General features: G+C 42.3%; 20 protein-coding genes. 10 read left to right on the top strand and 10 right to left on the bottom strand.

Annotation, left to right across the window (positions count from 1 at the left end; all coding sequences use genetic code 11):
- Positions 1 to 13 precede the first annotated feature (13 nt).
- The 5 genes from HY063_09075 to HY063_09055 form a co-directional block, all read right to left on the bottom strand.
- A complete protein-coding gene (locus tag HY063_09075) occupies positions 14 to 343 on the bottom strand; it encodes a YbjQ family protein (GenBank protein MBI3501934.1) in 330 nt (109 codons plus the stop codon).
- 3 nt (positions 344 to 346) lie between these two features.
- The gene (locus HY063_09070) at positions 347 to 1,090 is read right to left on the bottom strand and encodes a succinate dehydrogenase/fumarate reductase iron-sulfur subunit (protein MBI3501933.1); all 744 of its coding nucleotides are present in this window, start codon (positions 1,088 to 1,090) and stop codon (positions 347 to 349) included.
- Positions 1,091 to 1,147: 57 nt separating this feature from the next.
- Positions 1,148 to 3,130, bottom strand: coding sequence for a fumarate reductase/succinate dehydrogenase flavoprotein subunit (locus tag HY063_09065; protein ID MBI3501932.1), 1,983 nt, complete (start codon positions 3,128 to 3,130; stop codon positions 1,148 to 1,150).
- A 3-nt stretch (positions 3,131 to 3,133) separates the two neighbouring features.
- The gene (locus tag HY063_09060) at positions 3,134 to 3,817 is read right to left on the bottom strand and encodes a succinate dehydrogenase cytochrome b subunit (protein MBI3501931.1); all 684 of its coding nucleotides are present in this window, start codon (positions 3,815 to 3,817) and stop codon (positions 3,134 to 3,136) included.
- A gap of 153 nt (positions 3,818 to 3,970) precedes the next feature.
- A complete protein-coding gene (locus tag HY063_09055) occupies positions 3,971 to 5,017 on the bottom strand; it encodes a PorP/SprF family type IX secretion system membrane protein (protein ID MBI3501930.1) in 1,047 nt (348 codons plus the stop codon).
- Positions 5,018 to 5,124: 107 nt separating this feature from the next.
- Between HY063_09055 and HY063_09050 the strand changes: the two genes are divergently transcribed.
- Both HY063_09050 and HY063_09045 read left to right on the top strand, forming a co-directional pair.
- The gene (locus HY063_09050; protein ID MBI3501929.1) at positions 5,125 to 5,646 is read left to right on the top strand and encodes a hypothetical protein; all 522 of its coding nucleotides are present in this window, start codon (positions 5,125 to 5,127) and stop codon (positions 5,644 to 5,646) included.
- Positions 5,647 to 5,655: 9 nt separating this feature from the next.
- The gene (locus tag HY063_09045; protein MBI3501928.1) at positions 5,656 to 6,678 is read left to right on the top strand and encodes an acyl transferase; all 1,023 of its coding nucleotides are present in this window, start codon (positions 5,656 to 5,658) and stop codon (positions 6,676 to 6,678) included.
- Here the strand turns inward: HY063_09045 and HY063_09040 are convergent.
- A complete protein-coding gene (locus HY063_09040) occupies positions 6,675 to 7,385 on the bottom strand; it encodes a UMP kinase (GenBank protein MBI3501927.1) in 711 nt (236 codons plus the stop codon). The two genes, HY063_09045 and HY063_09040, sit on opposite strands and share 4 nt — an antisense overlap.
- 107 nt (positions 7,386 to 7,492) lie before the next feature.
- Between HY063_09040 and HY063_09035 the strand changes: the two genes are divergently transcribed.
- Genes HY063_09035 through HY063_09025 form a run of 3 tightly spaced genes read left to right on the top strand, consistent with a single transcriptional unit; the run spans position 7,493 to position 10,453 of the window.
- Complete coding sequence (locus HY063_09035) at positions 7,493 to 8,059, top strand: hypothetical protein (protein ID MBI3501926.1); 567 nt, start codon at positions 7,493 to 7,495, stop codon at positions 8,057 to 8,059.
- Positions 8,060 to 8,062: 3 nt separating this feature from the next.
- A complete protein-coding gene (locus HY063_09030; protein ID MBI3501925.1) occupies positions 8,063 to 8,467 on the top strand; it encodes a DUF1987 domain-containing protein in 405 nt (134 codons plus the stop codon).
- Positions 8,468 to 8,518: 51 nt separating this feature from the next.
- Positions 8,519 to 10,453 (top strand): tetratricopeptide repeat protein, encoded by a 1,935-nt coding sequence (locus tag HY063_09025; GenBank protein MBI3501924.1) that lies wholly within the window; start codon positions 8,519 to 8,521, stop codon positions 10,451 to 10,453.
- A gap of 124 nt (positions 10,454 to 10,577) precedes the next feature.
- On the opposite strand, the gene HY063_09020 is transcribed toward HY063_09025, so the two are convergent.
- The 3 genes from HY063_09020 to HY063_09010 form a co-directional block, all read right to left on the bottom strand.
- The gene (locus tag HY063_09020; GenBank protein MBI3501923.1) at positions 10,578 to 14,060 is read right to left on the bottom strand and encodes a T9SS type A sorting domain-containing protein; all 3,483 of its coding nucleotides are present in this window, start codon (positions 14,058 to 14,060) and stop codon (positions 10,578 to 10,580) included.
- A 113-nt stretch (positions 14,061 to 14,173) separates the two neighbouring features.
- Positions 14,174 to 14,566, bottom strand: a complete 393-nt coding sequence (locus HY063_09015; protein ID MBI3501922.1) for a hypothetical protein — start codon at positions 14,564 to 14,566, stop codon at positions 14,174 to 14,176.
- Positions 14,567 to 14,655: 89 nt separating this feature from the next.
- Positions 14,656 to 15,591 (bottom strand): ribose-phosphate pyrophosphokinase, encoded by a 936-nt coding sequence (locus HY063_09010; protein ID MBI3501921.1) that lies wholly within the window; start codon positions 15,589 to 15,591, stop codon positions 14,656 to 14,658.
- Between the two features lie 152 nt (positions 15,592 to 15,743).
- Between HY063_09010 and HY063_09005 the strand changes: the two genes are divergently transcribed.
- The 3 genes from HY063_09005 to HY063_08995 all read left to right on the top strand — a co-directional run bounded on the left by HY063_09005 (position 15,744) and on the right by HY063_08995 (position 19,544).
- Complete coding sequence (locus HY063_09005) at positions 15,744 to 18,044, top strand: transglycosylase domain-containing protein (GenBank protein MBI3501920.1); 2,301 nt, start codon at positions 15,744 to 15,746, stop codon at positions 18,042 to 18,044.
- A 90-nt stretch (positions 18,045 to 18,134) separates the two neighbouring features.
- Positions 18,135 to 18,842: a CoA transferase subunit A gene (locus tag HY063_09000; protein ID MBI3501919.1), complete on the top strand. Its 708-nt coding sequence runs from the start codon at positions 18,135 to 18,137 to the stop codon at positions 18,840 to 18,842.
- A gap of 42 nt (positions 18,843 to 18,884) precedes the next feature.
- Complete coding sequence (locus HY063_08995) at positions 18,885 to 19,544, top strand: CoA transferase subunit B (protein ID MBI3501918.1); 660 nt, start codon at positions 18,885 to 18,887, stop codon at positions 19,542 to 19,544.
- Here HY063_08995 and metX read toward each other — a convergent pair.
- Positions 19,541 to 20,551 (bottom strand): homoserine O-acetyltransferase, encoded by a 1,011-nt coding sequence (gene metX, locus HY063_08990; GenBank protein MBI3501917.1) that lies wholly within the window; start codon positions 20,549 to 20,551, stop codon positions 19,541 to 19,543. The two genes, HY063_08995 and metX, sit on opposite strands and share 4 nt — an antisense overlap.
- A 61-nt stretch (positions 20,552 to 20,612) precedes the next feature.
- Between metX and HY063_08985 the strand changes: the two genes are divergently transcribed.
- Positions 20,613 to 21,041 carry an OsmC family protein gene (locus HY063_08985; protein MBI3501916.1) on the top strand — a complete coding sequence of 143 codons (429 nt, stop codon included), beginning with the start codon at positions 20,613 to 20,615 and terminating at the stop codon, positions 21,039 to 21,041.
- Positions 21,025 to 21,396 (top strand): PLP-dependent transferase (locus tag HY063_08980; protein ID MBI3501915.1); only part of this gene is annotated, 372 nt, incomplete at its 3' end. The genes HY063_08985 and HY063_08980, both read left to right, overlap by 17 nt.

Here is a 21,396-nt window from a genome sequence, read left to right as displayed (position 1 = left end):
GCAAAAATAAGAACTATGCTTTCTCAACCACAACCGCAGTTCCATAGCAGAGAACTTCCGTGATTCCCGCTGAAACTTCATTGGCATCGTAGCGCATTCCGATAATTGCATTCGCTCCGATTTGTTCTGCGTGGCGAATCATAATTTCAAACGCTTCGATGCGCGCCTTCTCGCAGAGCTCGGTGTAAATGGAAATATTTCCGCCCACCAGCGCCTGAAATCCCGCGCCAATATTTCCGAGCACACTGCGCGAGCGAACGGTAATTCCTCTTACGATTCCGAGATTTTTTGTAATCTGAAATCCGTCTAATTGAAATGCGGTGGTGATGTTGTGTGCGTCCATTTTTTATTCGATTATGTTTGACATCATATATTCTCTGTTCATCCTCGCAATATGCAGGATGGAAATTTCTTTCGGACAATCCGCTTCGCAGGAGCCGGTCATTGTGCAGTTGCCGAATCCTTCTTCGTCCATCTGCGCCACCATGCTTTGCACGCGTTGTTTTCTTTCCACTTGTCCCTGAGGAAGAAGCGCGAGTTGAGAAACTTTTGCTGAAACAAAAAGCATCGCAGCGGAATTTTTGCACGAAGCCACGCACGCTCCGCAGCCAATGCAAGCGGCAGCGCCAAATGCTTCATCCGCATCCGGTTTCGGAATGGGAATATTATTTGCGTCTTTTGCGTTGCCGGTGCTCACGGAAACAAATCCGCCTGCCGCCATAATGCGGTCGAACGCGGTGCGGTCAACCACCAAATCTTTTATCACCGGAAATCCTTTCGCTCTCCACGGTTCCACAACAATCGTATCTCCGTCTTTGAAAAAGCGCATGTGCAGTTGGCAGGTTGTTGTTCCTTTGTTCGGCCCGTGCGCGCGGCCATTGATAAACATCGAACACATTCCGCAAATTCCCTCGCGGCAATCGTGGTCGAAAGCGATTGGCTCTTCACCTTTCGCGATGAGGCGCTCATTCAGCACATCGAACATTTCTAGAAAAGACATGTCCTCGGAAATTCCATCAACCGCATAAGTGGCGAATCCGCCTTTGTCGGATTTATTTTTTTGCCGCCAGACTTTGAGAGTAAGATTCATATTATATTTTCTTTTTTGTCAATTGTGAGATTGCTTCGCTTCGCTCGCAATGACGCATTACTTGTAACTTCTTTGCGTTGGATGAACAACTTCAAAATTCAAATCTTCTTTATTCAATTCCCACTCTCCAACATTTTTAAATTCCCAGGCGGCCGCATAAGTAAAATTTTCATCATCGCGTTTTGCTTCTCCGTCTTCGGTTTGGTATTCCTCGCGGAAATGCCCGCCACAACTTTCATTGCGATGAAGCGCATCTTTGCACATCAGTTCACCGAGTTCGAGAAAATCTGCCACACGTCCTGCTTTTTCCAGTTCGGGATTTAATTCATTTTGTATTCCGGGAATGCGCACATCTTTCCAGAATTCTTCGCGGAGATTTTTTATTTCTGAAATCGCTTCGGTCAAACCTTTCGCGTTGCGTCCCATTCCGCATTTATCCCACATTATTTTTCCGAGGCGTTTATGAAAATGGTCAACTGATTTTGTTCCGCGAATGTTCATCAGCGTATCAATATTTTCCTGAACTTTTTTCTCTGCTTCCGCAAACGCTTCGTACTCGGTGGAAATTGCTTTCGTGCGGATTTCAGAAGAGAGATACGAACCGATTGTATAGGGAATCACAAAATATCCGTCAGCCAATCCCTGCATAAGCGCAGAAGCACCGAGACGATTCGCACCGTGGTCGGAAAAATTTGCTTCGCCCAGTGCGTACATTCCGGGAACGGTCGTCATCAAATCGTAATCAACCCACAACCCGCCCATCACATAATGCACGGCAGGATAAATCCGCATCGGAACTTCGTATGGATTTTCTCCCGTAATTTTTTCATACATCTCGAAAAGATTTCCATATTTTTCTTTGACGATTTCTTTGCCAAGAGAAATAATTTTTTCTGCCGTTGGATTATGAAGATTTGTTTTGTTCGCCTGAGTTTTTCCGTAGCGCTCATAGGCGGAAGCGAAATCGAGATACACCGCCATTTTCGAAGCGCCAACGCCAAATCCTTCATCGCATCTTTCTTTCGCAGCACGCGAAGCTACATCGCGCGGAACTAAATTTCCGAAGGCGGGATATCTTCTCTCCAAATAATAATCGCGTTCGTCTTCAGGAATTTCATTTGCTTTTCTGGTATCGCTTTTTGTTTTCGGAACCCAGATTCGTCCATCGTTGCGAAGGGATTCGCTCATCAAAGTTAATTTTGATTGATGGTCACCGGAAACAGGAATGCAAGTCGGATGAATTTGCGTGTAGCAGGGATTTCCGAAGAAGGCACCTTTCTTATGCGCTTTCCAGTTTGCGGTTACATTGCAGCCCATCGCATTTGTTGAGAGATAAAAAACATTTCCATAGCCGCCCGTGCAGAGAAGAACCGCGTGACCGAAATGCCTTTCCAGTTTTCCGGAAATCAGATCGCGCGCAATAATTCCTCTTGCCTTTCCGTCAATCACCACCACTTCCAGCATTTCGTGGCGTGAAAACATTTTTACAGTTCCGAGTCCAACTTGTCTTTCGAGAGCAGAATATGCTCCGAGCAAAAGTTGTTGTCCGGTTTGTCCTGCTGCGTAAAAAGTTCGTTGCACCTGCGTTCCACCGAATGAACGGTTGCTCAGATATCCGCCATACTCACGCGCGAACGGAACTCCCTGCGCCACGCATTGGTCAATAATGTTGGAAGAAACTTCCGCAAGGCGGTAAACATTTCCTTCTCTCGCTCTGTAATCTCCGCCTTTAATTGTATCGTAAAATAATCTGTAAACCGAATCGCCATCGTTCTGATAATTTTTTGCCGCGTTGATTCCGCCCTGTGCCGCGATAGAATGCGCGCGCCTCGGAGAATCCTGGAAGCAAAAACATTTTACTTTGTAACCAAGTTCAGCAAGCGAAGCGGCAGCAGAAGAACCCGCAAGCCCTGAACCGACCACAATAATTTCCAAACTTCTTTTGTTGGCAGGATTTACGAGCGGAACAGTGGATTTATAGTTTGTCCACTTTGTTTCGAGATGTCCGCTTGGTATTTTTGACTTTAATTTTTCAGACATAAATTAAAAAGTATTTCCGGCAATGCCGAAGTAAAATAAAACAGGAATGCTTGCGAAGCCAACAAACACAATTCCGAACGCAAAAAAACTTCCTGTGAGAGAAATCAGTTTGTGATATTTTTTATTGTTCAATCCGAGAGAACGAAATGCGGATTGAAAACCGTGATTGAGATGAAAAGCGAGAAACAAACAGGAAGTTACATAGAGCAAAACAAACCATCCGTTGTGAAATCCATCCTTCACCATTTGTGCAACATTCATTTGCCCTTCGCCACCAACGGCATCTGTAATTCTATACGGAACAAAAAAATGGTTGAGGTGAACAACGATGAAAAATAAAATCACGCTTCCTGTAATTCCCATATTGCGCGAAAACCACGAAGATGTTTCATTTGTTTTGTGCATTGCATATTTTACCGGTCGCGCATCTGAATTTTGTTTCGTGAGATAAATTGCCTGCACCACATGGATGATTATTGCTGCAAACAAAACAACTTCAACTGTTCTAATAAGGATGCTGTGAACAAGCGTGTGAGAATATTCGATAAACGCTGCTCCGCCATCATTATAATAAAGAAGAAGATTTCCGTAAAGATGTTCACATAAAAACACAATGAGAAAAAGTCCGGTGAGCGACATCACTGCTTTTCTGCCTAAACTGGAATTGATGAATTGGTCAATTGTCATAAGCCACTAATTACACGAATTATCACTAATTATTTTTTTCGTTAATTAGTGAAATTCGTGGCTTGCAAATGTAATACGCGCAGCGAATTGAAGAAATAAAAAACCCTCAAAGTTTATTAACGATGAGGGTTTCTTTCAAACAGAAAAAAGTTCTTACTGGAAGCTTGCTGCCGATTTGTAAAGGAACGGGTTCGGATTTCCATAGCGTAATGAAATTTCAAAGCCGCCTTTGCCTGATGTTGCTGTCTTCAATCCTGAAACGTTCATATCGTAACTGATTCCGAGAGTATATTCTGCCACTTCAAGCTGAACAGAGGGAATGAACGCATCTTTCACGCGGAGATGAGTTCCTACCATTATAGACGCCCCCTTTACATAGCCGGTGAATTTAGATTCTTCGCGAAGCATGTAACGGAAATAGCAACCGGGAAGAACTTCATGCGAAGGTCCTTGCCCCATGTATAAAAATCCGGGAACAACAGCAAAGTTTGTATTTTTTATTCCAATGATTGCATCTACATGCCCGATAACTTTCACATAAAGTTTTTCATCGGTGTTTCCGTAAAAAGAATATTTGGGTTTGTTCAAATGAAATAAAGAAAGCCCGCTATGAATGATAAACATATCGTTCGCAGTGGAATACATTTGCCCTTTGTTGTATTGGTAAAGAATTCCCATTCCAAAATCGGGATAACCGAATTTATTGCTGGTTTGATTTACTGTTTCTCCGCTTGGATTGCTTGAACTATAAGAACCGTTTTGATATTGCTCATCCCATTGCAATTTGGTATAATCAATGCTTCTGCCGGTAAAGCCAGCCATTAAGCAGCCGCCTAAAGTATTCTGGTCATTCAACTGCGTGTGATAGCCGAAAGAACCGCTCACAGAATTTGTTTTCATATTTCCGTCACCGGCTTTATCGGTATAAAAATTAATTCCTCCTGCCAGCCATTTTGTTTTCCACTGTTTTTGTTTGAAGCGCCCATCGGCTTCAACCATCATGGTTTTATAGGCGTTGGGCGAAATGCTCGTCCATTGATTTTTATAATTAATAATCGCCTCGAAATTTTTGTACGCGCCCGCCTGCGCAGGATTAATTACAAGGGGAGTGAGGTTGTACTGGGAAAAGTGAACATCCTGGCCAAAAGAGAAAACGGCTGCCGAGAGAAAAAAAATTCCCGCAATAAAATATTTTTTCATTGGAATGGTTGTGTAGTTGTTTTTCAGGACTGTAAAGATGCAAATATTCTTGGACAGGGCAAAATTTTTGTTAGAATATTCCTTATATTTGTTTCTATAAATTGCAGGTGAAACTTAGAATTCCATACCTCCTATTATTCTTATTTGCAGGTGCCACTATTTATTCCTGCGTAAAAAAGCCCGAATACCCTTCGCAGCCGGTTATTGCGTATAAGAATTTTCTTAGTTATGGAAAACCTCTTCCCTCCATGCCCTATTCGAAAGATTCTGTTGAACTGGTTGTTTCATTTACCGACAATGAAGGCGATATTGGGCTGGAGAAAGCCGACTCAACCGGCATTTTCAAGAATGGAAATTTTTATATGGTTGAGTTTTGGGATTCATCGGGCATTTGGGCTCCTGCTTTTCCTTCTAATACTACAACTCGCCTGGATACTATTACCTATTATTACAGAGTGCCGCTGGTTTTAAAAGAGGGAGAAAAGAGCCAGCCCATGAAAGGATTGATTTATGCCAAGATAAAACCCTGGATTAATGTTTTTAAGAAGATTAAATTAGATGTATATATGTATGACGAGGCGCGGAATAAAAGCAACCGCATTTCCACTCCTGCTATTACCTTTCCGTAATTTTCTGCTGTGACTCCGCGCGAAATTTTTTCCATCCGAAGCAAAAAAGATTTTGAGGCGGCAGCGCTAAAAATTTTTCGCTTTCAGGCAAAAAAAAATCCTGTTTATAAAAAATATATTGAGCAGTTGGGAATTGTTTCTGAAAAAATAAAAATCACTTCGGAAATTCCATTTCTTCCGATAGAATTTTTTAAAACGCATGAAATAATCAGTCGCCAGTCGTCAGTCGTCAGTCGTCAGTCATCAGTTTTTCTCAGCAGCGGCACAAGCGGAATGGAAAGAAGTAAGCATTGTGTTTCCGATATTTCTATTTACGAAAAAAATTTCCGGAAGTGTTTTCAACTTTTTTACGGAGAACCAAAACAGTATGCCGTTCTTGCCGTTCTTCCTTCTTATTATGCAAACAAAAATTCTTCGCTGCTTTATATGACAATGGATTTGATAAAAAGGAGCCGAAACAAATACAGTGCATTTTATACTGCGAAAGATGAAAATATTTTGCAGGCAATTAATATCCTGCTGAAGAAAAAACAAAAAATAATTTTATTCGGAGTTTCATTTGCTTTGCTAGAACTGGCAGAAAAAATTCCTGCCCGTTCCGCAGGCGGGTCTTCTCCGCTTGAGGGTTTGGAAAACTTAATTGTAATGGAAACGGGCGGAATGAAAGGAAGAAGAGAAGAAATCACGCGCGAACAACTTCATAAAATTCTTTCTGAAAAATTCAGAATAAAAAAAATTCACTCCGAGTATGGCATGACAGAACTTTTATCTCAAGCATATTCAACAGGAAATGGAATTTTCAAATCTCCTCCATGGATGAAAGTTTTCGCGCGTGATGTGAATGACCCGTTTCAAATTCTTTCACCGGGGAAAACAGGTGCGCTCAACATTATTGATTTGGCAAATATTTATTCCTGTTCTTTTATTGCCACGCAGGATGTAGGAAAAATTCACAGCGATGGTTCATTCGAAGTGCTGGGAAGAATGGATAACAGCGATTTGCGCGGATGTAGTTTAATGGAGGCAAATTAAAATTCCACCAGCGTTCCCACCTGCTCTCCCACCACAACTTTTTTCAAGTTGCCGGGCTTGTTCATGTCAAAAACAATAATGGGAATTTTATTTTCCTTGCAGAGTGTGAATGCCGTCATATCCATTACCTGAAGTTTTCTTTTATAAACTTCATCAAAAGAAATTGTATCAAAGCGGATGGCATCTTTATTTTTTTCCGGGTCGGCAGAATAAATTCCGTCCACGCGCGTGCCTTTTAAAATCACATCGGCTTCAATTTCTATGGCGCGCAGCGAGGCGGCAGTGTCGGTAGTGAAATAAGGATTTCCGGTTCCGGCTCCAAAAATCACCACTCGTCCTTTTTCCAAATGCCGCACGGCTCTTCTGCGAATAAACGGTTCGCAAATCTGTTCCATCTTAATGGCGGAAAGAAGGCGCGTTTGCAAACCGACTTTTTCCAAAGACATTTGCAGCGCCATGCTGTTTATTACCGTGGCAAGCATTCCCATGTAATCGCCCTGCACGCGGTCAAAATCATTTTCGGTATTTCCTTGTATGCCGCGAAAAATATTTCCGCCACCGATTACAACGGCAACCTGAACTTTTTTATCGGCAACTTGTTTTATCTCTTCGGCATACTGGTGAAGGCGGTTATGGTCGATGCCGAATTGTTTTTCGCCCATGAGGGCTTCACCGCTGAGTTTGAGGAGAATTCTTTTGTACTTCACCAGCGCAAAGGTATGCAATTTCCTCCAAAATTATTTTTTCGATGCAGAAAAAATATTTTCCTAAATTTGTGAATCTGAGTTTTCATTTATCCCCGGAAACTCCCCTTATGTCAAAATCAAAAGAGATAACTGAAGCGTTGGAGATTCATCAGTTCATGAACGAGCGCAATGTAATTATGTCGTTCATGGGCGAACTTACCCATCAGGTAACTACTTCCCTTTTGAAAAATCTGAAGGAGGACATGAGCAATTCCAATGTGGATATTGTTACTCAAAAGCGCCTGTACGGAATTATTGTGGAATGCCTCGACAATATTGCCAAGCATTGGATTGCAAATGACATTGAAAAAGTGCTCGGCAGGTATTCGCCTCCCATTTTCATGTTAAGCCGCAGTAACGGATTTTATTTCATCATTACCGGCAATCATATTCCAAACAACCAGATTGATTTGCTGATAAAAAAAATTGAACTCGTGAATTCGCTCGATAAAAAAGGATTGCAGGAATATTACCGCGCCACGCTGGCAAAGGAATCGCCTCTGGAAAGAGACAATGCCGGGCTGGGAATTATTGACATCGCCATCAAATCGGGAAACAAACTGGAATATGAATTTCGTCCTGTAACAAAGGAAATTTCCTTTTATATTATACAGGCAAAAATACCCCTGAACTAAACTATGAACGCATTAGTAATAGAGCCCAGCGATTTTTCACCCAAGGTGGTTTTCGACCCGCTGAAAAACTTCTTTGAGATTTCGGGAGAATCGCGCCCCGAAAACACAAGCAAGTTTTATATTCCGCTGCTCGAATGGCTGCAGCAATACCAAAGCGTTTTGTATTGGGAAAAAGATAAAGTAAATAATATTCCTCCGAAAATTTTTGAATTTAAGTTTGATTATTTCAATTCCACTTCTGCCAAATTTATTATGGATGTGCTTCTTCAATTAGATAAAATGGCGCAGGAGGGCTACCCTGTAAAAGCAAAATGGTATTACGACAGGCGGGATGAAGACATGAAGGAATCGGGCGAAGAGTTTTCAAAACTTCTCAAAAAACTCCAGATTGAATTTATAGAAACCTGAGGCATATCTCAACGAAATTTTCTGCCGGCAAATAAGTTACTTTATCTTTAAATGAAAAAAATATTTTTTCTTTTCTCATGCTGCTTTTTTTTCATTTCCCCGCTTTTCGCCCAGTCAAAAAAAATTGATTCGCTTGAAAAAATTTTGAACTCGACCGAAGTTGATTCCCTTAAATTAAAAATCTTTGTTTCTCTTTTCAAAGAATGCAACAATGCGCCCGATAAAGCGCTGCAATATGGAAATGATGCGCTCGCGCTTGCGCAAAAGACCGGTGATAAAAAAAATGAGGCGAGTTGGCTGAATGCTATCGGGCTCCTCCATAAAAACAAAGGCAATTCAAACAAAGCGCTGGAATGCCACGAGCGGGCGCTGAAAATCAGCCGCGAAATAAAAGACAAAGCAAGCATTGCAAAATCGCTTAACAATCTTGGCGTGGATAATTCCTATTTGGGAAACTACACGAAGACGCTCGAATATTATTTTGAAGCGTTAAAAATCAGGGAAGAAATGGGCGACAAAAAAGAAATTGCTGCATTATGGAACAATATTGGAATTATATATTGGCGTCAAAAAAATTATCAAAAATCCCTGGAATACCATTTTAAATCACTTGCGTTGAAAAAAGAAGTGGGAGATAAAAGCGGCTATGCAAAATCGCTCACCAATATCGGAATTGTTTATGTTGATATTGCCAACCGTTCCAAAAAAAAGAAGGATTACGAAAAGGCGCTCGACTATTATTTGCAATCGCTGAAAATAAAAAAAGAACTTGGAGACAAAAAAGATATTGCCTCCACATTGAACAATATCGGGAATGTTTACAAGGAACAGAAAAATTTTTCAAAAGCCATGGAATATCACTCGCAATGTCTTGCCATTATGGAAGAGTTAGGCGATAAAAACAGCATTGCTGCGGTTTTAGTTAATATGGGAAATTGCAGCAGGGAATTAAAACAATATTCAAAAGCACTTTCTTCCTATGAAAAAAGTTTAAAGCTGACTTCTTCCATTGGATTTAAGGAAGGCCGGAAAGATGCCTATGAAGGTTTTTCGGTTACCTATGATTCATTAAAAGACTACAAGAATGCCTATGAATACCACAAAAAATATTCCGACTTAAAAGATTCTTTACTCAACGAAGAAAGCAGCAAACAAATTGCCGAAATGCAAACCAAATATGAAACTGAGAAGAAAGAACAGCAAATAAATTTATTGAACAAAGACAAAGAATTACAAGATGCTCAGTTGAACCGGCAGAAGATTGTGATTTGGTCTGTGGCGGGAGGATTATTAGTTGTGCTAATACTTTCCATTTTCATTTTCCGCGAAAGAAAAAAATCAGAAAAACTTTTGCTGAATATTCTTCCCGTTGAAACAGCAAGAGAATTAAAATCAAAAGGGAAAGCATCTCCGAAATATTATGAAAGCGTAACCGTCATGTTCACCGACTTCAAAGGATTCACCACCATTGCCGAAAAACTTTCTGCGGAAGAGTTAGTTTCAGAATTAGATTTCCTTTTCAAAAAATTTGACGAAATTATTTCTAAGTACAATATTGAAAAAATAAAAACCATTGGTGATGCATACATGTGCGCAAGCGGATTGCCAACTCCAAACACAAATCACGCAGAAGAAATTGTAAAAGCGGGAATCGAAATCCAATCTTGGATGAAAGAACAAAATAATAAATGGCAATTAAGAATAGGAATCCATAGCGGTTCCGTCACCGCAGGAGTGGTTGGCGATAAAAAATTCGCCTATGATATTTGGGGAGACACGGTGAATACTGCATCGCGAATGGAATCTTCTGGCGAGCCGGGAAAAATAAATATTTCGGGTGCAACGTACCAAATCCTTCAAGGTTTTCAAAACCTTGAAGGATTAGTATTCACCCACCGCGGAAAAATCCCCGCCAAGAACAAAGGAGAGATTGAAATGTATTTTGTGGAGAGCAGCGAAATGCGAAGCATTCACAAACACAATTAAAAAAATAAAAAATCTGTGAGTAAACCCCAATGGGGAAGAAAGCATGAAATAATTTTCACTTGAAACAAAATAAAAAGGGCTTGCATTTCCGCAAGCCCTTTTACATTTCTCCAAGAAAAGTACATTAATAAATAAGCACCTTTTTCACGGATTGGTTTTTCGAATTTGAAACGCTCAGCAGGTAAACTCCTTTTCTCATGGAAGCAAGGTTAATTTTATTGGAGTATGTTCCGCTGAAGTTTTCTAATTTTTCTTCATACACAGTTTGCCCGACAGCGTTTGCAACCTTTATTACATAGTTATCGGTATTATCAATATGGAAAGCAACATTGAATACTCCGTTGCTTGGGTTGGGATAAACATCCATGTAATTGTTCGCGAACAAATCATTCATTCCCGTCAAACAAGTGTCCGTAACTGTAACTGAAGTGCGCGCGGTGTTGCAGACAATTTCGGTGTATGTCCAGTTGTAGAAGAAGTAATAATAACCAGGCAATCCCGCGTTGCTGTTTGTAATATTAATATCTGGCGAAGTGTAAGGATACACCGCTCCTGCCGAGTTGCGGTAACAATCCACCGTTCCGCGGAACTTGATAAAATAACTGGTTCCAGGATATACCGTGCGGTTAATGGTTACCGTTTGAAGCGTGCTTGGGGCTGCGTTTATATTCAGCGTGGTATCAGTAACAAGATTTCCGTTCGCATCAATGATTTCAATGGTGCGCACTCCTGTAGAGTTGCAATACACCTGAACGCTGTTAATGATTACCGGTTTCGTTACATCAAAGTAAAGCCCGCGAATATCATTGGCGGTGAACATAGCGCCCGCGCCAATGGTATTATCCAACTCGCCCACGTTATAAGAACTTCCTGAAGGGAAAGATTCATCCACATAATAAGTTGTGGTGGTAGTAAGCGTTGGAGTAGTATACGTATTTCCTGTTCCGAGAAGATTTCCGCCTGCGGGCTGGTCCCACCAGCGAACAGTTCCCGGAGCAGCAGGAGTTGCATTCAGCGTTACAGTACTTGGCGCACAGAAATTTTTTCCGGTCGCGCTTGGCGCTGCATAGGGGCTGGTGCTTACGGTGATATAAGTGTTCACGGTTTTTGTGTCGGAGCCGTTGGCGTTGGTTACAGTAAGCGAAACATTATAAGTTCCCGGAGTATTGTAAACTACAAAGGGATTTTGCTGCGTGGAAGTAGAAGGGGTTCCGCCAGGAAAAGACCAACTCCACGAAGTGGGTTGATAAGCAGAGTAATCAGTGAACTGAACTCCCATGCTGGGGCATCCTATATATTTATCGGCACCGAAATTTGCCATAGGCGCATACGCTCCGGGTGTATATAAGGTAGATTCCCACACGCCTCTTCCATAAGTGGAACAGCGTATTTTACTTCCTGTATAATACATTTCAATCTGGCTGACCACCACATTGGGCAATTGATTATAGAAGGGCTGCCACACAGTCATGGTTGCATCTTTATAAAATACTCCTATATCCGTTCCCACATAAATTCCATCGTTTGAATTTTTATCGAACGCCATGCAATTCATGGGCACATTGGGAAGCGAAGCGGAAAGATTTGTCCAGGAAGTTCCGCCATTGGTGGTTTCGTATACTTTGTATGAATTGGAATATCCCGAATAGGAAACCCACGCTTTGTTCACATCGGTGTTGTGGCAAACAATATCGGAAATGGTTCCTGATGGCAGCGAAGAAATTGCTGACCACGAACCGCCTCCATTAGTGGTTTTATACAATGTTCCTCCTTTTGCAGCCCATATTGTTTGGTTGTTCGCAGGAGAAACACCAATGGAAGTAATTGTTACCGTGCTGGTGCCGGCAAGGTTTCCGGTTAACTTCGTGAAAGTTGTTCCGCTGGCTTTCCAAACATTTGCACAGCCCGCATAAGCGGTTCCTCCTGTTATCGGGTCTTCATTCCATTCCGTAACCCAAGGACAAGTTTCGGTGATTCCCGACATGGTGCTCCACGAACCTCCGCCATTGGTGGATTTATTCAGCGAGCCGTTGTATTGCGAACCCCACATGGTGTTGCTGTTACTCCAACTGATAAATGCCAGCATCCCGTCTCCTCCCATGGTTGCATTGAAAGAAGTGCCGTTCCAGATATTGGTTCCGTTATCCTGATGTCCTGTGATAATAGGATTGGTAGCAGAAGTTGATTGCCCGAAGCCGTATATTTCTGCAATAGCTAAATTGTTATTACTGTTACTCCATGAAGTTCCGCCATTGGTGGATTTATAAACTCCACCATCGCTGCAGATATAAACGGTGGTGGGAGTGGTTGCATCATAGGTAATACCGTGATAATCTACGTGAGTCGTGCTTGCAATTTGCGACCAGGATGTTCCTCCGTTAGTAGATTTGTAGAAAATAGTTTGTCCGCCAATCATCACTTCGCTTGCATTGGAAGGATTTGCCGCCACCGGCAAGTCATACCATTCCTGATTTCCGAATCCGGAAGGCGTGCTCACTTTGGTAAAACTTACTCCGCTGTTGGTTGATTTGTAAAAACCGTCTTCTCCGTAATTAGGCGCTGCCAATCCTGAATTGACATATACAGTAGTGGCGCTGGCAGCAGAAACTGCAAGCGTCAGGCGGCTGAGGGAAGCTGCTGCCGGAAATCCGGTTGCTTTTGTCCATGTGCTTCCGCTGTTGGTGGAATAATAAAACTCTGTTCCGCAGCAATAAATGGTAGAGGGCGTTCCGGGTTTTAGTTCCATGCTTTTAAAAGAACCGGCTAATACCTGAGTAAAAGTAGAAGCAGCATTGGTGCTTTTATAAATTCCGGCAGAAGTTGCTACATAAATATTATTCCCATTAGTTGGGTCTACAATTACTCTGCTTAGCAGGCGGTATTGCGCGGGATTGAACGAGAGCCCTGTTGCATTCCAGGTTACTCCACCATCGGTCGATTTTAATAATCCAACCGAATAATTATCTCCTGCCTCTCCATCTCCTGTTGCCAGATACATGGTGTTTGAATTAGTAGGGTCAAACGCCAGATCGGTGCAGCCGATTACCTGCGGAAGCTGGTCTGTCATCACCGACCAGGAAGAACCGCCATTGGTAGAAGTCCATAATCCACCGGCAGGCGAGCAAACATATAATGTGTTTGCGTTGCCTGGATTTATGCGGAGAGTATTCAGGCGTCCTGCACCCGACATGCCGGAAGAAGTTTTGGGTCCGATTTCTGTCCAATTGCCTGCGCCTTTCGTTCCCATCGTTTGAAATCCTTTTTTATATTGTTCCGATGCTCTCCATGCGGCATCGGGAGAAAAGCGTTCGCCCGTAGAGGAAACCCGCGGCTGCTGAAACCATTCCCAGCGTTTATAAATAGAAGTGCCGGGAACTTCCATTTCTTCTTCTTCATTGCGGTTGGTTGCCTGCATTTTGTAGTTTTCTTTTTTCTCTCTTTCAATTTTCTTCTCTGCTTTTGTGTAATACTGGTTAAATGCTTTTTGCACATCGAAGAAATTTACAGTGGGGTCTTGCATCATTTTCACCCAGTCCTGGGCAAAGAGAGATGAAGTAAACAATACTGCGGCAAGCAGTATAAACTGTTGGAGTTGAAATTTTTTCATAGCGGAAAAATTTATGATTGGTTTATTGGATTTAATTTGTTTTTGAAAAAAGAGTTGGTAAAGGTAAAATTTAGATTGAGAAAGTCAAAATTATTGCTGACTTTTTTAAGGAGTTATTTCTTCACCATTTTGGAAGCTGCCCAGCAGAACAAGCCAAGAATAATTCCAAATGCAACTCCTATGATTGGTCCCATTATTGCCATCATCATGCGCGGATGTTCGGGCATGGGCATTTGCGCTTGCATCTGCCACATTTCGGGATTTAGTTCCATATAATTTTTGAAGAAAAGAATGTGCGCGCTCACCACCCAAACAGAATTTACTAAACTGATTAGAAATCCGTGAAGAAAAAATTTTCCTGCTGCACTTTTCGCTACGAGATACGCGACTATCAGAAAAATTGCCAGCCAAAAAATCATTTCAATTTTCCCGGGAAGAAAAAACGCAGTTGAAATTGCCATTGCCAGTCCGAACAATGAGCAGCCGAAGATTAATTTCCAGTTCATGATGATTTAGTTTTTAGTTTGTTGTTTCTTGTTTTGGTTTTTTAGTTTATGGTTTTGGTTTCATGAACTAATAACCGAGAACTAAATTTTTACATTATAAAATGCGCGCTGATGGATTCATGGCTCAGCACTTTGTCAATTACGCTGGCAAAAAGTTCGGCAACCGAAATCACTTTTATTTTTTTGCTTTCCTGTTGCAGAGGAATTGTATCTGTCACAATCAACTCAAGCATTTTTGATTTTTCAATTTTCTCGTACGCTTTTCCGGAAAGAACCGGATGCGTGCAAATTGCGCGGACACTTTTCGCTCCTTTATCCATCAGCATATCAGCAGCGGTGCAGAGAGTTCCGGCAGTATCTACCAAATCATCCAGCAGAATTACATTTCTTCCTTCCACTTCTCCAATCACAGTCATGCTTTCAATCACGTTTGCTTTTTTTCGTTGCTTGTAACAGATTGCGATTTCTGCTCCGAGATATTTCGCGTAGGCATTTGCGCGCTTCGAGCCGCCAATATCCGGAGAAACAATAGAAAGGTCGGAAAGATTTAATTTTTTTATGTACGGAATAAAAATCGTGGAAGCAAAAAGATGGTCAACCGGCATTTCAAAAAATCCTTGAATCTGGTCAGCGTGCAGATCCATCGTCATCACGCGGGTTGCACCTGCTGCAGTAAGAAGATTCGCTATGAGTTTTGCGCCAATAGGAACTCGCGGCTGGTCTTTTCTGTCCTGCCGCGCAAAACCAAAATAAGGAATCACCGCCACAATATTTTTTGCCGAAGCGCGCTTAGCCGCATCAATCATCAGCAGAAGTTCAAAAAGATTTTCTGCCGGAGGAAAAGTGGATTGAACAAGAAAAACATTATTCCCTCGAACTGTTTCTTCAAACGAAGGAGCGAACTCTCCATCGCTGAATTTGTTTAATGAAACTTTTCCGAGAGGTTGTCCGCAGGCGGAAGCGATTTTCTCCGCAAGAATATGGCTGGCAGTTCCTGAAAATATTTTTATGTCGGGAGTGGTCATTGAGAGCGAAAACAAAGATAGAAAATATAAATCAGCGAAAAACGAATTTGTACGAAAAATACGAAAGATGAATACAATATTTTCTCTTCCGTTTCGTATTGTTCGTATTGTTTCGCCTTTCGTAGATTTTCTACCTTTATCCACCTATTTCCATGAGCGAAACAAACCCAGAAAAGAAAAAACAAAAACTCCCCGAGAAGAAACTGAAAAAATACCTGCGCATTTTCTGGGCGCTGGTGATTGTTCCTTTCCTTTTGATATTTCTTTTGGTGTGGATGGTTTCCATGGAATGGTTCGGAAAACTTCCTTCTACGAATGAACTTCTGAATCCGCAAACAAATCTGGCCACTGAAATAATTTCTTCCGATGGAAAAATTCTGGGAAAATATTATGCAGAAAATCGCGTGAACGTAAAATACAGAGACCTCAGTCCTTCTTTGGTGAACGGATTAATTGCAACGGAAGACGCGCGCTTCTACGATCATTCGGGAGTTGATTTGCGCGGATTGTTCCGGGTGTTGTTCCGCACGGTTATTGGCGGAGAAGAAAGCAGCGGTGGCGGAAGCACACTCTCGCAGCAATTGGCAAAAATGCTTTTCCCCAGGGAAAAAAATCAGTCGAAGATAAAACTTGTGGCAAGAAAAATTAAAGAGTGGATTATTGCTGCGCGTTTGGAAAAGCAATACACCAAGGAAGAAATCCTCACCATGTACATCAACAAATTTGATTTCATCAATCTTGCTGTGGGAATTAAATCCGCTTCGAAAATTTATTTCAACACCACGCCCGATTCACTGAAGACAGAACAAGCCGCCATGCTCGTGGGCATGTGCAAAAATCCTGCGCTGTTCAACCCGCAGCGAAGAGCCGACACAACGCTGCAAAGGCGAAATGTGGTGATGGCGCAAATGGTGAAGTATGGATATTTATCCGAACAAAAATTTGATTCGCTGAAAAAACTTCCGCTCGGATTAAATTTCCAGCCCGAAGACCACAACCTTGGCATCGCTCCTTACTTCCGCGAATACCTGCGCGATGATTTCATGCGGAAATGGATTGACGAAAATCCGAAACCCGATGGAACAAAATACGATGTGTATCGTGATGGATTAAAAATTTACACTACGATTGATTCGCGCATGCAGCAATATGCCGAGCGTGCTATGGAAGAACACATGAAAGAAATTCAGAAAAGTTTTTTCAAAGAGTGCCAGAAGAAAAAAAATCCTCCGTTTGATTTCCGCCTGACGAATGAAGAAATAAACGGGCTGATGGTTTCAGCTATGCATCGCTCCGACCGTTACCACAACCTGAAAACCGCAGGCATGAGTGAAGAAGAAATCAAAAAAGATTTTAATATGCCTGCATCCATGCGGGTTTTTTCCTGGAACGGAGAATTTGATACCACGATGACTCCATGGGATTCGATTCGCTACTACAAACATTTTCTGCAGGCGGGATTGATGAGCATGGATCCGCACACGGGCTACATCAAAGCATGGGTAGGTGGAATCAATTACAAACATTTCAAATATGATCATGTGAACCGCAGGGCAACGCGGCAAGTCGGTTCAACATTCAAACCGTTTGTGTATGCGCTCGCGATCATGGAAGGATGGTCGCCTTGCCAGAAAATTCCGAATGTGCCCGTAACATTTGAACTTCCGAATCAGCCGCCATGGACTCCGCAAAATTCCGGGGAAGAAGAATACAACGGAAAAATGGTGACCATGAAATTCGCGTTGGCGCTTTCCATCAACTGGGTTACTGCTTACATCATGAAACAATTCGGTCCCGAGCCGGTGGTGCAGTTCGCACAACGATTAGGAATCACTGCTCCGCTCGAACCCGTTCCTTCGCTTTGCCTCGGCACGGCAGATATTTCTGTTTTTGAAATGACGGGTGCCATGAGCACGTTTGCAAATAAAGGAACACGAGTTGAACCTATTTTTGTCACGCGCATTGAAGATAAAAACGGAAGAGTGCTTGCTGACTTCCGCCCGAAAACCGAAGAAGTGATGAACGAAGAAAAAGCATACGTGTCGCTCTCCATGCTGCAAGGCGTTGTGCAGAACGGAACCGGAAGCCGCCTTCGCTACAAATATAAATTGATGAATCCGCTCGCAGGAAAAACCGGCACCACGCAAAATCATTCTGACGGTTGGTTCATGGGAATTACTCCTGACCTTGTAACCGGAACATGGGTGGGCGGAGAAGACCGCGGCATTCATTTTTCCAACATGACAGAAGGACAAGGCGCTTCCATGGCGCTTCCGATTTTTGCTTATTATATGCAGAAAGTATATGCCGATAAAAAAATAAATTTGTACCAGGGAGATTTTGAAAAGCCCGCAGGAAAAATAAATGTGGAAATGGATTGCGATAAGTATAATAAAGAAATGGAACAAGGAGGCGGACAAGAAGGGGATAAAACTGAAGATGAGAATTTCTGAGCGGCAGTAGCAGCGGCAGTTGGCAGTAAGAAATGATTTGTAATATTCGTAACAAAATTCGTTATTTCGTTACCAGAAAAAATTTCAAATATGAACAAGACAGTAAAAAACGCTGACGAAGCAGTAAAAGATGTACAGGACGGAATGACCATTGCCCTCGGTGGTTTCGGCTTGTGCGGAATTCCGGAGAACTGCATTTCAGCGCTGGTGAAAAAAAATGTGAAAGGGCTCACGTGCATTTCCAACAATGCGGGCGTGGATGATTTCGGTTTGGGTTTGCTGCTTCACAAAAAGCAAATTAAAAAAATGGTTTCGTCTTACGTAGGAGAAAATGCGGAGTTCGAGCGGCAAATGCTCAGCGGAGAACTGGAAGTGGATTTGATTCCGCAGGGAACGTTAGCAACACGATTAATGGCTGGCGGTTATGGAATGCCGGTGATTTATACTCCTGCGGGAGTGGGAACAGAAGTCGCGGCTGGAAAAGAAGTGCGGAGATTCAAATTCAACGGAACAGAAAAAGATTATTTAATGGAATACGCTTTCGAGCCCGACTTCGCCATAGTGAAAGCATGGAAGGGCGATACGATAGGAAATTTAGTTTTCAGATTAACCACACGGAATTTTTCTCCGCTTGTAGCGATGAGCGGAAAAATTACGATTGCCGAAGTGGAAGAATTAGTTCAGCCGGGAGAATTAAATCCTGACTCCATTCACGTGCCGGGAATTTATGTTCATAGAATTTTCCAAGGCAGTAATTATCAGAAACGAATTGAACAACGAACCGTAAGAAAAAAATAAATCTTCGAAAAACGAAACTGTACGAAAAATACGAAATAAAAAATGTTAGATAAAGACGGCATCGCAAAACGAATCGCGAAAGAAATTAAAGACGGCTACTATGTAAATTTAGGAATCGGAATTCCGACATTGTGCGCCAACTATGTTCCAAAAGGAGTTGACATTGTTCTTCAATCCGAAAACGGAATTTTGGGAATGGGTCCTTTTCCCTATGAAGGCGAAGAAGATTCGGATTTAATTAATGCAGGAAAGCAAACGGTTACGCTTTTGAAAGGCGCTTCCATTTTTGATTCCGCTTTGAGTTTTGGAATGATACGCGCGCAGAAAGTTGACTTGACAATTTTAGGCGCGATGGAAGTAAGCGAGAACGGAGACATTGCCAACTGGAAAATTCCCGGCAAGATGGTTAAAGGAATGGGTGGCGCAATGGATTTGGTGGCGAGCGCAAAAAATATTATTGTCGCCATGCAGCAGGTGAACAAAGCGGGCGAATCAAAACTTCTTCCGAAATGCACGCTGCCGATTACCGGAGTTCGCTGCATAAAAAAAATTGTAACCGAACTTGGCGTGTATGATATTGTTCCTGAAGGAGGATTTAAACTTATTGAACGAGCTCCCGGGGTTTCGGTCGACCATATAAAAAAATCCACTGCAGGTAAATTAATAGTTGAAGGAGAAATTCTGGAGATGCAATTAAATTAACGAAGCCATCTTGAAATAATTTTCGTCAACTTCTCCCACTCAATTAAAAACCCATCGTGTCCGTAAGAAGAGTCCACAATTTTCAAAGAGGCATTCTGCAAATGTTTTGCAAGAAATTTTTGTTCCGCGTTCGGGCAAAGAATATCGCTGCTCATTCCAAGTAGAAGCGTTTTTGATTTTATTTTTTTCAGAACACTTTCCATTTTCCCTCTTCTGCGGGCAAGATTGTGCGAGTCCATTGCTTTTGTCAAAATCCAATATGACTGCGCATTAAAACGATTCACTAATTTTTCTCCCTGGTGATTTATATAGGAAGATGCTTTGAAGCTGTCCAGCATCTCATTGTCTTCATCGGTTTGCTGCGCGGCAAAAGTTTGGTAATTGCGGTACGTGAGCATTCCGATTGCGCGCGCGGCTTTCAATCCTTTTGCGCCCGCTTCATCCGCTTCTTTTTTCCAGGTGGAATCGGCTTCAATTGCAAGCCGCTGTGCAGAGTGAATGGCAATTCCCCAGGCAGATTCTCTTGCAGAAGTATTCATCAGAATCATCCGCTCAAAAATTTTCGGCTCCATTACCGACCATTCCAAAATCTGGTAAGCACCCATGCTTCCGCCCGCGCCAATAAATATTTTTTCTATGCCCAAATGTTTTCGCAGGAGAATATGCGCGTTCACCATGTCGCGAATTGTTACTTGCGGAAACTCCGAATAATATTTTCTGCCTGTCTTTGGATTTATACTTTGCGGTCCGGAACTTCCATAGCACGAGCCGGGAATATTCGCGCAGACAATAAAATATTTTTTTGTGTCAAAAATTTTCCCTTCTCCAACCAAACCGCTCCACCAGTCCGCGCAATCGGAATTTGCGGTGAGCGCATGGCAAATCCAAATCGCATTGTTTTTTTTCTTGTTCAGTTCACCGTAAGTATGAAAAGCAATTTCAAGCGAAGGTAATTCCTCTCCTGATTCTAATAGGAAACGCTGGTTATATGTAAACTTTTTCAGCATTCTTAAAAACTCGTTATCCGCACCGCGCAAATATAATTCTTTAATTACCTTTGGCTCCGCTATGAAAGTTTCTCTCAAACGGATTGACGATGCTTTTCATTTTGAAGGCAGGAATGAAGATGGACGAACTGTTCACTATGATGCAGCAGAAAAAATTGGCGGGCATAACAAGGGCGTTCGACCGATGCAAACCTTGCTGATGTCAATGGCTGCCTGCAGCGCGATTGATGTGGTTTCTATTCTGAAAAAACAAAAACAGGAAATAAAATCGTTTGAAGTGGAAGTAGAAGGCGAAAGGGAGCACGTGAAAGGTGCAGCCGTTTTTACAACTGTGAAAGCGCACTTTATTTTTTCAGGAAAAATTGAATCCGAAAAAGCAAAGCGAGCCGTTGAACTTTCGATAGAGAAATATTGTTCGGTGGCAAAAACATTGCGGATGGCAGGAGCAAAGGTTGAATATAAAGTTTCAGTGAATGAAAAAAAGATTTGAAACCATAGCCGTCCGCACGCGCGTGAAGCAAACGCAGGAGAAAGAAAATTCTTCTCCTCTGTTTCTCACCTCCGGTTTCACCTTTGATTCAGGAGAAGAAATGCGCGCGGTGTTTGCCGAAGAAAAAGCAGGAAATATTTACAGCCGCTTTTCAAATCCGGGCGTAAAAGAGTTGGAAGATAAAATGGCGCTGCTCGAAGGAACGGAAGCCGCCTACGCCACCGCAACGGGAATGGCTGCTGTGTTCGCAAGTTTCATGGCATTTCTGAAAACAGGAGACCATATTATTTCCGCACGCGCAATTTTCGGAAGCACGCATACCATGCTCGTAAAATATTTTCCGAAGTGGGGCATT

The sequence above is a fragment of the Bacteroidota bacterium genome, assembly GCA_016195025.1.
Taxonomy (GTDB): Bacteria; Bacteroidota; Bacteroidia; order Palsa-948; family Palsa-948; genus Palsa-948.
Note: the sequence above shows the minus strand (reverse complement) of the source record. Positions and strands in the feature narration are given on the sequence as shown.

Excerpts from the sequence above, each read along its gene's own strand:
- HY063_09030 (MBI3501925.1), top strand. The coding sequence starts at position 8,063 with ATGAACGCATTAGTAATAGAGCCCAGCGATTTTTCACCCAAGGTGGTT.
- HY063_09075 (MBI3501934.1), bottom strand. The coding sequence starts at position 343 with ATGGACGCACACAACATCACCACCGCATTTCAATTAGACGGATTTCAG.
- HY063_09070 (MBI3501933.1), bottom strand. The coding sequence starts at position 1,090 with ATGAATCTTACTCTCAAAGTCTGGCGGCAAAAAAATAAATCCGACAAA.
- HY063_08985 (MBI3501916.1), top strand. The coding sequence starts at position 20,613 with ATGAAAGTTTCTCTCAAACGGATTGACGATGCTTTTCATTTTGAAGGC.
- metX (MBI3501917.1), bottom strand. The coding sequence starts at position 20,551 with ATGCTGAAAAAGTTTACATATAACCAGCGTTTCCTATTAGAATCAGGA.
- HY063_09025 (MBI3501924.1), top strand. The coding sequence starts at position 8,519 with ATGAAAAAAATATTTTTTCTTTTCTCATGCTGCTTTTTTTTCATTTCC.
- HY063_08995 (MBI3501918.1), top strand. The coding sequence starts at position 18,885 with ATGTTAGATAAAGACGGCATCGCAAAACGAATCGCGAAAGAAATTAAA.
- HY063_09010 (MBI3501921.1), bottom strand. The coding sequence starts at position 15,591 with ATGACCACTCCCGACATAAAAATATTTTCAGGAACTGCCAGCCATATT.
- HY063_09035 (MBI3501926.1), top strand. The coding sequence starts at position 7,493 with ATGTCAAAATCAAAAGAGATAACTGAAGCGTTGGAGATTCATCAGTTC.
- HY063_09065 (MBI3501932.1), bottom strand. The coding sequence starts at position 3,130 with ATGTCTGAAAAATTAAAGTCAAAAATACCAAGCGGACATCTCGAAACA.
- HY063_09020 (MBI3501923.1), bottom strand. The coding sequence starts at position 14,060 with ATGAAAAAATTTCAACTCCAACAGTTTATACTGCTTGCCGCAGTATTG.
- HY063_09005 (MBI3501920.1), top strand. The coding sequence starts at position 15,744 with ATGAGCGAAACAAACCCAGAAAAGAAAAAACAAAAACTCCCCGAGAAG.
- HY063_09055 (MBI3501930.1), bottom strand. The coding sequence starts at position 5,017 with ATGAAAAAATATTTTATTGCGGGAATTTTTTTTCTCTCGGCAGCCGTT.
- HY063_09060 (MBI3501931.1), bottom strand. The coding sequence starts at position 3,817 with ATGACAATTGACCAATTCATCAATTCCAGTTTAGGCAGAAAAGCAGTG.
- HY063_09015 (MBI3501922.1), bottom strand. The coding sequence starts at position 14,566 with ATGAACTGGAAATTAATCTTCGGCTGCTCATTGTTCGGACTGGCAATG.
- HY063_09000 (MBI3501919.1), top strand. The coding sequence starts at position 18,135 with ATGAACAAGACAGTAAAAAACGCTGACGAAGCAGTAAAAGATGTACAG.